Source organism: Micromonospora sp. BL4 (assembly GCF_003667505.1).
Classification (GTDB): Bacteria; Actinomycetota; Actinomycetes; order Mycobacteriales; family Micromonosporaceae; genus Micromonospora.
Genome location: NZ_RCVJ01000132.1, coordinates 13,553 through 27,747, shown reverse-complemented (window position 1 = coordinate 27,747; position 14,195 = coordinate 13,553). Strand labels below are relative to the sequence as shown.

General features: G+C 73.9%; 8 protein-coding genes and 1 pseudogene. 2 read left to right on the top strand and 7 right to left on the bottom strand.

Features of this window, described 5'->3' with window-relative positions:
- Nucleotides 1–568: pseudogene (locus tag EAD89_RS15610) on the bottom strand (cell division protein FtsK); the annotation flags it as partial.
- A 142-nt stretch (nt 569–710) separates the two neighbouring features.
- Nucleotides 711–1,508 (bottom strand): SGNH/GDSL hydrolase family protein, encoded by a 798-nt coding sequence (locus tag EAD89_RS15605; protein ID WP_121676222.1) that lies wholly within the window; start codon nt 1,506–1,508, stop codon nt 711–713.
- Nucleotides 1,509–1,710: 202 nt separating this feature from the next.
- Between EAD89_RS15605 and EAD89_RS15600 the strand changes: the two genes are divergently transcribed.
- Complete coding sequence (locus EAD89_RS15600) at nt 1,711–3,246, top strand: M1 family metallopeptidase (protein ID WP_121676227.1); 1,536 nt, start codon at nt 1,711–1,713, stop codon at nt 3,244–3,246.
- A 232-nt stretch (nt 3,247–3,478) separates the two neighbouring features.
- Here the strand turns inward: EAD89_RS15600 and EAD89_RS15595 are convergent, their stop codons facing one another.
- From EAD89_RS15595 to gltB, 4 genes are all read right to left on the bottom strand, one after another.
- Nucleotides 3,479–4,015 (bottom strand): hypothetical protein, encoded by a 537-nt coding sequence (locus EAD89_RS15595; RefSeq protein WP_121676221.1) that lies wholly within the window; start codon nt 4,013–4,015, stop codon nt 3,479–3,481.
- Nucleotides 4,016–4,112: 97 nt separating this feature from the next.
- Entirely contained in the window at nt 4,113–5,618 is a 1,506-nt protein-coding gene (locus EAD89_RS15590; protein WP_233578725.1) for an MFS transporter, read from the bottom strand.
- A gap of 152 nt (nt 5,619–5,770) precedes the next feature.
- Nucleotides 5,771–7,276 (bottom strand): glutamate synthase subunit beta, encoded by a 1,506-nt coding sequence (locus tag EAD89_RS15585; protein ID WP_121655658.1) that lies wholly within the window; start codon nt 7,274–7,276, stop codon nt 5,771–5,773.
- On the bottom strand, nt 7,269–11,915 hold the full coding sequence (gene gltB, locus EAD89_RS15580; protein ID WP_121676225.1) for a glutamate synthase large subunit: 4,647 nt from the start codon (nt 11,913–11,915) through the stop codon (nt 7,269–7,271). Before gltB ends, EAD89_RS15585 begins: the two co-directional genes overlap by 8 nt.
- 213 nt (nt 11,916–12,128) lie before the next feature.
- Between gltB and EAD89_RS15575 the strand changes: the two genes are divergently transcribed.
- The gene (locus tag EAD89_RS15575; RefSeq protein WP_121676224.1) at nt 12,129–12,965 is read left to right on the top strand and encodes a GNAT family N-acetyltransferase; all 837 of its coding nucleotides are present in this window, start codon (nt 12,129–12,131) and stop codon (nt 12,963–12,965) included.
- A 41-nt stretch (nt 12,966–13,006) separates the two neighbouring features.
- On the opposite strand, the gene EAD89_RS15570 is transcribed toward EAD89_RS15575, so the two are convergent.
- On the bottom strand, nt 13,007–14,194 hold the full coding sequence (locus EAD89_RS15570) for an NAD(P)/FAD-dependent oxidoreductase (protein ID WP_121676220.1): 1,188 nt from the start codon (nt 14,192–14,194) through the stop codon (nt 13,007–13,009).
- Nucleotide 14,195: the final 1 nt, after the last annotated feature.

Genomic DNA, 14,195 nt, shown 5'->3' with positions numbered 1-14,195 from the left:
GCACGAGCAGCTGCCGGGCGTCGGGGTCGGCGTGCTGCGCGGCGCGGGCGTGCTGTTCGGCGGCGTCCAGCAGCGCGGCCACCTCCGCCTCGCCGGTTGCCGGCGGGTCGAGCACCCCGGCGTCGAGCAGCGGGCGCAGCGGACCGAAGGTGGCGCCCAGCGCGGCGGTGTCGATGCCGGCGACCCGGACGTGACCGGCCGGGGCGGTGGCGACCAGCCGCAGCACCAGCGCTCGCAGCAGCCCGGCGACCCGGGGATCCCGGGCGTCGGTGTCCAGTGCGAGGTGGTGGCCGCCGCCGAGCGGCAGCAGCACCGGGAAGCCACCGTCGGGAGTGGACGCCTCGCCGATCCGGACGGCGGCCGGCGCGTCGGTGAGCGGGGTGGCGCCCGGGGCGGGGGTGGCGAGCGCGCCGCCGACCCGGGCCAGTCGGGCCACCAGGTCGCCCGCACCGACCGGCGCGGCGGGGGCCGGCGCCGTGCCCAGCGCGCCCCGGGCGACGTCCAGGTGTGCCCGGGCCGCCCGGTGGGAGCTGACCGCCTGCCCGTACGCCGACGCGAGCCTGCTCACGCTCTGCCTCCCACGCCACGGCTGTCCGGTTCGCGGAAACCCTAACGGAAGGCGGTGACACCGGGACAGTACCGACGCGACCCGACGCGCGGCGCCCGACGGTCCGGGGTGGACCGTCGGGCGTCACGCGAGGGCGTGCGGGTCAGCCGGTGACCGCGTTCAGCGCCGGCAGGTAGCCGTACCGGTAGCCGTCGGAGTCCGGGTGGTACGCCTCGATGAGGCCGCTGACGTCGTTGATCCACGGGTCGCCGGCGCAGACGCCGTGACCGGCGAAGTAGGGCCGGGTGTCGGCGAAGGTCGCGCCGGCGGCGGTGGCCCGTGCGGAGATGACCGAGGCGAGCACGTCGGCCGCCTCGTTGAGGATGGTGCGCTTGTAGGTGCTCATCGCCAACCACCCGCAGGAGGTGGTCTCGAACAGCCTCGGGTAGCCCAGCACGATCAGCCGCGCGTTCGGCGCCCGGTTGCGGATGGCGGCGTAGGTGGCGTCGAGCCGGCCGGGGAGCGTCGAGGTGGCGAAGGCCTTCGCGGTGTTCACGGCGTTGGTGCAGGACGACGTGCTGCCGAACCGGCAACTGGTGATCACGTCGACGAAGCCGGCGTCGTTGCCACCGATGGTGATGGTGACCAGGGTGGTGGCGCTGCTGAGGGCGTTGACCTGGTTGTTGAGCACGTCGGCGGTGACCGCGCCGCCGCAGGCCGGGAAGCTGAAGCTGGTCACGCCGTGGGCGGCGGCCCAGAGCGGGGCGTACGACTTCTGGCTGCGCAGGCAGGTGGACCAGTCGTACGGGCCGGCGCCGACGCCGGAGGAGTAGGAGTCGCCGAGCGCGACGTAGTTGACGGCGGCGGCCTGGGCGGTGCCGGGGACGAGCACGGCGCCGAACGCGGCGGTGACGACGGCGACCAGCGCGGCCAGGGCGCGGGCCAGCGGGCGGTGGGGCATGACGGACCTCCACAGGACAGGGGTGGTGGGATCCTGCGACCGCGCGCGTGGCCAGGGGTGGAACGGTTTGTTACCAGGCGGTAATGCTATCGAAATACATAGATCGATGGAATAGACGGTCAACCCGCGCGCCGGGCCCGCGGCGATCACCGTTGTCGATTAGGTTGGCGGGGCGAACACCCCGATGGAGGGAGTCCACCTCGTGCGACGAGTCCTCACGGCGGCCACCGCCGCCCTGACCCTCACCACCGCCGGCACCATGCTCGCCGGCGCTCCCGGCCAGGCCGCCCCGACGGCCTGGGGCCGGCCAACCGTCACGCTCGCGCCGCAACCCGGCGCCCCCGGGCTGGGCGACAGCTACTTCCCCGACTACGGCAACGGCGGCTACGACGTCTCGCACTACGACGTCCGGCTGCGCTACGAGCCGGCCACCGACCGACTCACCGGCACCACCACGATCCTCGCCACCGCGACTCAGGATCTCTCCCGGTTCAACCTGGACTTCCTGCTCGACGTCGAGTCGGTGCGGGTCAACGGGTGGGCGGCGAGCACCAGCACCGCGGGCGCGCACGAGCTGGTGGTCACCCCGTCCCGCACGGTGACCCGGGGCCAGCAGCTCACCATCGTGGTGCGCTACGACGGCATTCCGTCCGAGACGCTGGTCGGCGGCTACACCGGCTGGACGCGTACCGACGACGGGGCCCTCGCGGTCAACGAGCCGGAGTCCGCGTGGTGGTGGTTCCCGAGCAACGACCACCCACTGGACAAGGCGACCTTCGACATCTCCGTGTCGGTGCCCACCGGCGTCGAGGTGATCAGCAACGGCGTGCAGCCGCGGCCGCCGCTGGCCGAGCCCGGCGACCGCACCCGGTGGAGCTGGCGGACCACCTCCCCCACCGCCACCTACCTGGCCTTCATGGCCATCGGCCAGTACGACATCGTCACCGACACCACGCCGGGCGGCCAGCCGGTGGTGAACGCGTACAGCACCTCGCTGGGCGAGCTCGGGCCGGCCGCGCGGGCCAGCATCGAGCGGACCGCCGAGATCGTCGACTGGGAGAGCGGGATCTTCGGCCCGTACCCGTTCGAGGCGCAGGGCGGCGTGGCCGGGCCGGTGGACGGCATCAGCTTCGCCCTGGAGACGCAGACCCGACCGGTGTACGGCCCGGGCTTCTGGCGGCGCGGCGCCAACACGTACGTGGTGGCCCACGAGAACGCCCACCAGTGGTTCGGCGACTCGGTCTCGGTGGCCGAATGGCGCAACATCTGGCTCAACGAGGGCTTCGCCTCGTACGCCGAGTGGCTCTGGTCGGAGGAGCAGGGCGAGGGCACCGCCCAGGAGGTCTTCGACTTCACCTACGCCAGCTACCCGGCCGACTCCGCGTTCTGGCAGGTGCTGCCGGGTGACCCGGGCGCCGGGCGGGTCTTCGACAACGCGGTCTACGACCGGGGCGCGATGACGCTGCACCAGCTGCGGCTGGCCGTCGGCGACGACGCGTTCTTCGAGATCCTGCCGGCCTGGACCGCCGCGCACCGGTACGGCAACGGCACCATCGCGCAGTTCCAGGCCCTGGCGGAGGAGATCTCCGGACTCGACCTGGACGAGCTATTCACCACCTGGCTGTTCACCGCCGGCCGGCCCGACGTGGCCACGGCCGCGCGCAAGGCCGCCGCCGCGCCCGTCGAGCCGAAGTCCTGGGCCAAGATCCAGGAGGCTCACCGGCTGCTGTCGCACTGAGCGAACGTCGGCCGGGAGGCCCGCCACTCAACGGCGAGCCTCCCGGCCGCTTTCGTAGGCGACCCTCCCGGCCGCTTTCGTAGGCGACGGACGATTCGCCGGTCCGGATCCGGGGCAGCTCGACCGGCACGAACCGGTGCGGGCCCACGCGACCCGAGCGCGCCGCGCCGGCCCGCCGCGAACCGGTGCGGGCCCGCCCGACCCCGAGCGCGCAGGGGCGGCCCGCCGCGACTCAGGACGCCCGCGCCGCCGACCCCGGCACCGGCCGCGCACCCACCGTCTCGGCCGTGCTCGCCTCGACGGCGCGGATGTGCCGGTAGGCGAACCAGAGCGGTGGGAACGCGCCGACCGCGAAGGACAGGTCGACCAGCGTCCAGAACCAGGGGATGTCCCGGATCGGGCCGCAGATCAGCGCCAGCGGGACGATCCCCGCGCAGGCGATCATGCCGACCTGCACCACCCAGACGTTGCGCACCGGGTCGCGCAGCGGTCCCCAGAACGCCACCGCCAGCACCAGGTGGGCGAAGGCCAGCCAGTCGGTGCCGTAGAGCAGGAACGGGTAGTCCTCGCCGGCCGTCACGAGCCCGGTGTGCACCCGCTCGACCCAGTCGACCAGCGCCGGCACATGGCCGGCGAGCGGGTCGAGCGCGCGCAGCAGCCAGCGCACCTCGATCTCCAGCGGGAACGCGGTCACCCCGCTCAGGAATAGCCCGATCAGTACGACCCAGAGCCACCGGCGGGTTCGCCGTAGCCGCTCCTCAATGTCCATGATCGGAGCGTAGCGATGATCTTCATTTGCTTCGGCCCCGAAGGCCGGTCGTCCGGGGTGACCGCTGTCTCAGCGTTGGCCGCGGCACGGGGAGCGGTCAGAGCGGCCGGACGCACCCGGCGGAGTGCCGGCCGCTGCCCGCCGACATCGCGGGTCGGCTGTGGGCCGCCAGCGGCGAGCAGACGGGGCAGTACCGGGGACGTCCCGGCCGGACCCGGCTCGCCAGCCCTGGCCGCAGCGTCAGGTGGCGACCACCGACCGCGGCGGGCCCGACGATGCGAGCCGCCGTCCGCGCCATTGCCGGCACCGGCCTGCGCAGCGGCGGCACGACCAGCGCCAGGGTGTGCCCTCGGCGCAGCCGGCGACCGCGCTGCTGGTCCAGAGCGACCGCCGCCGCGACGGTGGCGACCGCCGCGACGGATCCGGCCAGGACGAGCGTCTGCCGGGGCCCGGCGTGCTCGGAGAGCCAGCCGAGCAACGGCGCGCCGACCATGGCGGAGACCGAGCCGGTGACCGCGAGCGCGGCGAGCACCCGACCCCGCATCGCGCCGTCGGTGTCGAGCTGGGCGCGGGTGCCGACGGTGGTGTCGATGACCACCGCGGCGGCGGCGATCGGCAGGATCACCGCCGCGAAGCTCCAGGTGCCCGGCGCAAGACCGGCGACGATCTGCAACGTGCTGGCCAGCAGGCCCGCGGTGACCAGGGTCCGGTAGCCCAGGTCACGTCGACGGGCGGCGGCGAGCGCGCCCAGCACCGTTCCGACCGCGAAGACGGTCGACAGGAGGCCGTAGCCGGACGCCCCGGCGTCGAGGGGCCCGTCGCTCATCGCCGCCATCGTCACCTGGTAGTTGCGTCCCAGGCTGCCCAGCACGAACGCCAGGGCGAGCGCGAGCAGCAGCACCGGCTGCCCCCGCAGGTAGGCGAACCCGGCGCGGACGCCGCCGCGACTCCGGCCGCCGTCCGGCGCGGCCACCTGGTGACCGTGCAACGCAGCCTGACGTACGCCGAAGAGCGCCACCACCACGGCGACGAAGCTCGCCGCGTTGATGCCGAACAGCAGCGCGGGACCGACGGCGGCCACCACGACGGCACCGAGACTCATGCCGAGGATGCGGCCGGCGGAGTTGGTGAGCGAGCCGAGCGCCAGGGCATTGCCGAGCGTCTCCCGGTCCACGAGGGTGGAGGACCAACGACCCGACACCGGGCCCTCGATCGCCGAGACGGCACCGCTGAGCAGGGAGATCGTGAAGATCAGCGGCAGGCCGCCGACACCGGTCAGGGCGACCGCCGCCAACCCCGCGGCGAGCGTGGCGTGGGCCACCTGGGCGGCGATCAGCAGCGGGCGGGCGGGGAGCCGGTCGGCCAGCACGCCGCCCCAGAGGCTGAGCAGCAGCGTGGGCGCGGCTTGGAGCAGCACGGCGAACCCCATGGAGGTCGCCGAGCCGGTCTCCTTCAGCACGTACCAGTTGACTCCGAGGACCTGCATCCAGGTCCCGATGACGGAGACGAACCCGGCGAGCGCCCAGATCCGGTAGTTCCGGTGGCGCAGCGCGGCGAAGGTGGCACCTCTGGCCACGACGAACCCTCCGATGCGATCGAGCATGATGAGCACGCCGATCGCGGCGCGGCCCGGCAGCGGACAAGTCTTGCGGCAGTTGAACCGATCTGCCCACACTCGTGACCGGCCTCACCGGTCCGCCCGGGCCGGCCGGCGCGATATACCACCGCGCCGGCCAGGTGCTCCGGTCCGTCGGGTCAGCGTGCGGCGAGCGGCTGCGCGGCCGGGGAGACCGGCGCCGGCAGCGCGCCGGAACCGCCGAGGTGACCGTCGATGGCGGCGGCCGCCGCACGCCCCTCGGCGATGGCCCAGACGATCAGCGAAGCGCCCCGGTGCATGTCGCCCGCGACGAACACGCCGTCGGCGTCGGTCTGCCAGTCGTCACGCGCGTCGACGGCGCCCCGGGGGTTACGGGTGACCCCGAACTGGGCCAGCAGCGGCTGCTGCTCGGTGCCCTCGAAGCCGATCGCCAGCAGCACCAGGTCCGCCGGCAGCTCCCGCTCCGAGCCGGGCACCACGGTGACCACTCGCCGGCCGTCGCGCTTCTCCACGGTCACCTCGGCGATCCGCACCGCCCGCACCTGACCGGTGCCGTCGTCCACGAACTCCTGCACCGCCACGGCGAAGACACGCTCGCCGCCCTCCTCGTGCGCCGGATAGCTGCGCAGGATCCACGGCCAGGTCGGCCACGGATCCCGCGCCTCGTCGCGCTCGCTCGGCGGCTGCGGGTACAGGTCGAGCTGGTGCACACCGGCCGCGCCCTGCCGGTGCGCGACGCCGAGGCAGTCGGCCGCGGTGTCACCGCCGCCGATGATCACGACGTGCTTGCCAGCGGCGTCGATCGGGGTGCCGTCCGGCAGCACCGCGACGGACGGGCGACCATCGCCGGCGGCGGCGACCACGCGGTTCGCGGCCACCAGATGCGCCATCGCCTGGTGTACGCCGCGCAGCTCCCGGCCCGGGGTCTCCGGGGTGTCCCGGCCCTGCAGAGCGCCGCAGGCCAGCAGCACCGCGTCGTGCTCGGCGCGCAACTGCTCGGCGGTGACGTCCACCCCGACGTTCACCCCGGTGCGGAAGCGCACCCCCTCGGCGACGAGCTGGGCCAGCCGGGCGTCGATGTGCCGCTTCTCCAGCTTGAAGTCGGGGATGCCGTACCGGAGCAGACCACCGATCGCGTCGTCGCGCTCGTACACCGTCACCGCGTGACCGGCGCGGACCAGCTGCTGGGCGGCGGCCAGGCCGGCGGGCCCGGAACCGACCACGGCGACCGACCGACCGGACGGCGCCGGCACCGGACGGGGCGCGAACCCGCGCGCCGCCGCGGCATCGGCGATCTCCACCTCGACCTGCTTGATGGTGACCGGCTGGCCGCCGGCGATGCCCAGCACACAGGACGCCTCGCAGGGCGCCGGACAGAGCCGGCCGGTGAACTCCGGAAAGTTGTTGGTGGCGTGCAACGACTCCACCGCGGCGTCCCAGTTGCCGGTGCGGACCAGGTCGTTCCAGTCCGGGATCCGGTTGCCCAGCGGGCAGCCGTCGTGGCAGAACGGAATGCCGCAGTCCATGCAACGGGTGGCCTGCTCGCGGACCAGTTCCTCGCCGGCCGGCGGGTACACCTCACGCCAGTCGCTGATCCGCACCGGCACCGGGCGGCGGGCCGGCAGTCGCCGGTCGTAACGCAGGAAACCGTTCGGGTCAGGCACGAGCCACCTCCTGGGCGGCCACCCGCGGGGCGGGCGGCACCGGCGCGGCCGGTGGCGCGCTGAGCGCGCTCATGACCGCGTCGTCGACGTCGCGGCCGGCGGCTTCGGCGGCCCTCATGATCTCCAGCACCCGGCGGTAGTCGCGGGGCACCACCGCGGTGAACTCGGTCACCGCATCCGGCCAGCGCTTGAGCAGCTCCTCGGCGACCGCCGACCCGGTCTCGGCCACGTGCCGCTGGACCAGCTCGTGCAGCAGCACCTGCTCCTGCTCGCCCAGCGGCGCCAGGTCGACCAGCTCCGCGTTGACCCGGGCCCGGTCCAACTGGTGCACGAACGCCGTGCCGCCGGACATCCCGGCGGCGAAGTTGCGGCCCGTCGCGCCGAGCACCACCACCGTCCCGCCGGTCATGTACTCGCAGCCGTGGTCGCCGACACCCTCGACCACGGCGACCGCGCCGGAGTTGCGCACCGCGAAGCGCTCCCCCACCCGGCCGCGCAGAAAGACCTCACCGGCGGTGGCCCCGTACAGGATGGTGTTGCCGGCGATAATCTGGTCCTCAGCCCGCTCCCCCGGCTCGGCGTCGGCGTCGAGGAACGGCGCGGCGGCGTCCGGACGGACGATGATCCGCCCGCCGGAGAGACCCTTGGCCACGTAGTCGTTGGCGTCGCCGTGCAGCCGCAGGGTCACCCCACGTGGCAGGAACGCGCCGAACGACTGCCCCGCGGTGCCGTGCAGCACGAACTCGATGGTGTCGTCGGGCAGGCCGGCGCCGCCGAAGCGGCGGGTCACCTCGCCGCCGAGCATGGCGCCGACGCTGCGGTGCTCGTTGCGCACCGCCACCTCGACCCGGACCGGCGCGCCGGTGGTCAGCGCCGGGCCGGCGAGCGCCATCAGCTCGTTGTCCAGGGCGTGCTCCAGGCCGTGGTCCTGGGCGCGCACGCCGCGCCGGGCAGCGCCGGCGGGAAGCTCCGGCAGGTGCAGGACGGGGGCCAGGTCGAGCCCGTGCGCCTTCCAGTGCGTCACCGCCGGGGCCACGTCGAGCAGCTCGGACTGGCCGATCGCCTCCTCGATCGACCGGAAGCCCAGCTCGGCCAGGTACCCGCGGACCTCCTCGGCGAGGAACAGGAAGAAGTTCTCCACGAACTCCGGGGTGCCGGTGAACCGCTCCCGCAGCACCGGGTTCTGCGTGGCGATGCCGACCGGGCAGGTGTCCAGGTGGCAGACCCGCATCATCACGCAGCCGGCGACGATCAGCGGCGCGGTGGCGAAGCCGAACTCCTCCGCGCCGAGCAGCGCCGCGACCAGCACGTCCCGGCCGGTCTTGAGCTGACCGTCGACCTGCACGGTGACCCGGTCGCGCAGCTTGTTGAGCAGCAAGGTCTGCTGCGCCTCGGCCAACCCCAGCTCCCAGGGGGTGCCGGCGTGCTTGAGCGAGTTCATCGGGGACGCCCCGGTGCCTCCGTCGTGGCCGGAGATCAGGATGACGTCCGCCTTGAGCTTGGCCACCCCGGCGGCGACGGTGCCGACGCCGACCTCGCTGACCAGCTTGACGTGCACCCGGGCGGCCGGGTTGACGCACTTCAGGTCGTGCACCAGCTGGGCGAGGTCCTCGATCGAGTAGATGTCGTGGTGCGGCGGCGGGGAGATCAGACCGACGCCCGGGGTGGCGTGCCTGGTCCGGGCGATCCACGGCCAGACCTTGTTGCCCGGCAACTGCCCACCCTCGCCGGGCTTGGCGCCCTGGGCCATCTTGATCTGAAGGTCGTCGGCGTTGACCAGGTACTCACTCGTGACACCGAACCGGCCGCTGGCGATCTGCTTCACCGCGGAGCGGCGCGCCGGGTCGTGCAGCCGCTCGACGTCCTCGCCGCCCTCGCCGGTGTTGGACTTGCCGCCCAGCCGGTTCATCGCGATGGCGAGCGTCTCGTGCGCCTCCGCGGAGATCGACCCGTACGACATGGCGCCGGTGGCGAACCGCTTGACGATCTCGGTGGCCGGCTCGACCTCCTCGATCGGCACCGCCGGACGCACGCCGGTGCGCAACGTGAACAGCCCGCGCAGCGAACCGGCCCGCGCGGCCAGCTCGTCGACCTTCGCCGTGTACTGCCGGAAGATGTCGTACTGCCGGCTGCGGGTGGCGTGCTGGAGCAGGAAGACCGTCTCCGGGTTGAACAGGTGCAGCTCACCCTCGCGGCGCCACTGGTACTCGCCGCCGACCTCCAGCCGGTCGGAGGCGGGGGTGCCCGCCGGCGGCCAGGCCAGCGCGTGCCGGGCGGCCACCTCGGCGTGAACGCCGGCCAGCCCCACCCCGCCGATCCGGCTGGGGGTGCCCCGGAAGTAGCGCTGGATCAGCCGGGTGTCCAGGCCGACCGCCTCGAAGACCTGCGCTCCGCAGTACGAGGAGACCGTCGAGATGCCCATCTTCGACATGATCTTCAGGACGCCCTTGCCGAGCGCCTTCGCGTAGTTGCGGACCGCGGCGGCCGGTTCCACCCCGACCAGCGCCTTCGTGGAGATCATGTCCTCCACCGACTCGAACGCCAGGTACGGGTTGACCGCCGCCGCGCCGTAGCCGATCAGCACCGCCGCGTGGTGCACCTCCCGGCAGTCGCCGGACTCCACGATCAGCGCCGCCTGGGTGCGGGTCTGCTCCCGCACCAGGTGCTGGTGCACGGCGGCGGTGAGCAGCAGCGACGGGATCGGCGCCAGGTCGGCGTTGGAGTCCCGGTCGGAGAGCACCAGGATGCGTACGCCGTCCTCGATCGCCTCGGAGACGTGCCGGCAGATCTCGGTCAGCCGCGCCTTGATGCCGGAGGCGCCCTCCCGGATGCGGTACAGCCCGGAGACCCGGACCGCCTTGAAGCCGGGCAGGTCGCCGTCCTCGTCGATGGACAGGATCTTCGCCAGCTCGTCGTTGTCGATGATCGGGTGCGGCAGCACGATCTGCCGGCAGCTCGCCGCGCCCGGGTCGAGCAGGTTGCCCTCCGGCCCGATCGTCGACCCCAGGCTGGTCACCAACTCCTCGCGGATGGCGTCCAGCGGAGGGTTGGTGACCTGGGCGAAGAGCTGATGGAAGTAGTCGTAGAGCAGCCGCGGTCGAGTGGACAGCGGCGAGATCGGGGTGTCCGTGCCCATCGAGCCGAGCGGCTCGGCGCCGGTGCGGGCCATCGGCGCGAGCAGGATCTTCAGCTCCTCCTGCGTGTAGCCGAAGGTCTGCTGGCGGCGACGCACCGAGTCGTGGGTGTAGACGGTGTGCTCGCGCGCGGGCAGGTCGTCCAGCTCGATCAGCCCGGCGTGCAGCCACTCGCCGTACGGCTGCGCGGCGGCCAACTCGGACTTGATCTCCTCGTCGTGCACGATCCGGCCGGCGACGGTGTCGACCAGGAACATCTTCCCCGGCTGGAGCCGCCCCTTGGCGACCACCCGGGCCGGGTCGAGGTCGAGCACGCCCGCCTCGGAGCCGAGCACCACCAGCCCGTCAGCCGTACGCCACCAGCGCCCCGGACGCAGCCCGTTGCGGTCCAGCACCGCGCCGACGATCTCGCCGTCGGTGAAGGCCACTGAAGCCGGCCCGTCCCACGGCTCCATGAGGCTGGCGTGGAAGCGGTAGAAGGCGCGCTTGTCCGGCTGCATGCCGGGGTCGTTCTCCCACGCCTCGGGGATCATCATGAGCACCGCGTGCGGCAGGCTCCGCCCGGCCAGGTGCAGCAACTCCAGGACCTCGTCGAAGTTCGCCGAGTCGGAGGCGCCCGGGGTGCAGACCGGGAAGACCCGCCGGATGTTGCCCGGCACGTTCGGCGAGCGCAGCAGCGCCTCGCGGGCCTGCATCCAGTTGCGGTTGCCGCGGATCGTGTTGATCTCGCCGTTGTGCGCGATGAACCGGTACGGGTGCGCCAGCGGCCAGGACGGGAACGTGTTGGTGGAGAACCGGGAGTGCACCAGCGCGATCGCGCTGTCCACCCGCTCGTCGCGCAGGTCCGGGTAGTACGCCGGCAACTGGTCGGGCGTGAGCATCCCCTTGTAGACCATGGTCCGGCTGGACAGCGACGGGAAGTACGCCGGCACGCCCCGCTCGGCGGTCTCCCGCTCGGCCTGCTTGCGCAGGCAGAACGCCACCCGGTCCAGCTCGATGCCGCGCAGCGCGGAACCCGCCGGGCCGGCGGGCGAGTCGGTGAGCCGGCGCGCGGCCAGGAAGAGCTGCCGGACCCGGGGCATCGCCGCCAGGGCGGTCTCGCCCAACCCGGTCGGGTCGGTCGGCACGTCCCGCCAGCCGAGCAGGTCCGCCCCCTCGACGAGCGCGTACTTCTCGATGACCCGGCGGGCGCGGGCCTCCGCGTCGTCGTCGTCGGGGAGGAAGACCAGGCCGGTGGCGTATTCACCCGCCGGTGGCAGCGCGATGTCGGCCACCGCGCGCAGGAACGCGTCCGGGACCTGGAGCATGATGCCCGCGCCGTCGCCGGTGTTGGGCTCCGCGCCGCGGGCGCCCCGATGGTCCAGCCGGCAGAGCGCGCCGAGCCCGTTGGCGACGACCGCGTGTGAACGCCGGCCGTGCAGGTCCGCCACGAACGCCACTCCGCAGGCGTCGTGCTCCAGCGCCGGGTCGTACAGGCCCTGGGCGGGCGGGCGGAGGCCAGGCATCGGGGACGCCTGCGGGCTGTGCGGGTACGGCTGTGACTTGTGCGGGTACGGCTGAGCCACCGGGCCTCCTGTCGTCACTCAGGTTGGAACATGGTGGGGACGACGTCGGCCCGTGGGTCTATTGAGTCTACGTTAGGGCGCGGTCCGCAAGGCCACTCAAGATTGATCACACCGTCCAGAGTCTGGGACGTGTAGTCTCGCGCGGTGGATCCGCTGCACAAGGACGTCTTCGACCGGTTGGAACGCTTCTACGACGCGGTGCCCCGCGACGTCGCCGGCGTGGAGGAGCATGGCGGTCTGGTGTTGTTCGTCCGCGACGGCGCCGGCTGGCCGTTCTACGCCCGGCCCCGCCTCGACGCGACCGAGCCGCCGTCGTTGGCCGACATCACGTCGGTCCGCGAGCGGCAGCGGGAGTTGGGCCTGCCCGAGGCCTTCGAGTGGGTGCACGAGACGACCCCGGAGCTGCTGGCGGTGGCCCGTTCGGCGGGGCTGAGCGTGCTGGAGGCGCCGTTGATGGTCCTCGACCCGACCGCGCTGCCCGACCCGGCGACGCTCTCCGACGTACCGGTGCGGGTGCTGGCGGCGGACTCACCGGGCTTCGCCGCCGACGTGGCGGCCCGGCGGGCGGTGGCGGCGGTGTCGTTCGCCGCCGCCGGCACCGCGCGGGGCGACGCCGGCCCGGCCGAGCGGGACGCCGCGATCAGCGAGCTGGAGCTGGCCGCGCTGGACGAGGAACGGTCCAGGGTCGCCGACGGCCGGCGGATCTCCGCGCTGGCCGGCACGCCGACCGAGGGCGCGCTGGCCAGCGGCATGGCGATGCGGGTGGACGACGTCGCCGAGATCGCCGGGGTGGCCACCCTGCCGGCCGCCCGGCGGCGCGGGCTGGGCGCCGCGCTGACCGCCACCATCGCCCGGGAACTGCTGGCCGCGGGCACCGACGTGGTCTTCCTCTCCGCGGGCAGCGAGGAGATCGCCCGGGTCTACCTGCGGGTCGGCTTCCGTCGGATCGGCACCGCCTGCATCGCCGAGCCCGCCGCGCTCATCCCCTGACGCCTCCCCCGGCCATCGGCCGGGTCGACCCGCGCCTTGGATCAGGCGGGTGGACGCCACTGGGCGGCGGAGGCGGCGGCGCTGGAGAGCAGCCGCGAGTTGATCGTGCCGAGCGCGGCGTCCCGGGCGCGCAGCGCCAACCGGCCCCGGGTCTGGAGCACCGCCGACATCCGCCGGGTCTGCCGGACCACCGTCGCCGCCCGGGGGCGGCGCACCCGGTCGTACGCCTGCACGGCGTCGGGTAGCCGTGCCTCGCGCAGCAGGGACGCGAGCGTCGCGGCGTCCTCGAAGGCGAGGCAGGCGCCCTGGCCGAGATGCGGCGGCATGGCGTGCGCGGCGTCGCCGAGCAGTACCACGCCGCCCGGCCCGACCGGGAAGCCGTACGCGCGGGGCAGCGGGCGCAGCTCGCGGACCTCCTGCTGGACCAGGTCCGCCGGGTCGGTGGCGTCGAGCAGCTCGCCGATCGGCTCCGGCCAGCCGGCGTACCAGCGGCGCAGCAGGGCGAGCTGGGTCTCCGGCGGCTCCGGGCGGGGCGCGCCGGCGGCGGTGGCCACCCAGTAGATGCCGCCCCGGCTGGAGCCGCCCGAGGAGCCGCGCTCGCCGAGCGAGGCGGCCACGAACCGGTAGCCCGCGCCGAGAACCTCACCGGCGAGCGGCTGGTCGGCGGGCAGCCGGGGCGCCCGGTACCACGGGATGACGGCCCGCCAGGCGGCGCAGCCGGAGCTGACCACCCCGGATTCGGGGGCGAGTTGGCGGCGGATCGCGCTGTCCGTGCCGTCGGCGGCGATCACCAGGTCGGCTTCGATGGTGTGCCGCCCGTCGCCGACCGCCGGCCGCTCACCCGGCTCGACCCGGACGTGGCGCACGGTCACCCCGGTACGCAGCTCCACCCGCTCGCCCAGTCCGGCGATCAACGCGTCGTGCAGGTCTTCGCGGTGCACCACCACCGGCATCCGATCGGCCGGGATGGGCCGGGGCTGCACCAGCCAGTGGCCGTCCGGGCGCCGGACCCCGCCGTCGGGCAACGGCGTGGCGATCGCGGCCAGACCGGCGCCGAGGCCGAGGGCCTGCAACGCGCGGACACCGTTGGGCCACAGCACCACGGCGGTCGGCTCGGGACGGACCCGCTCGGCGCGTTCCAACAGGGTGACCTGCCAGCCGGAACGGGCCAGCGCGCCGGAGACCGCGAGGCCACCGACCCCCGCGCCGACCACCACCGCGCTTCGCATC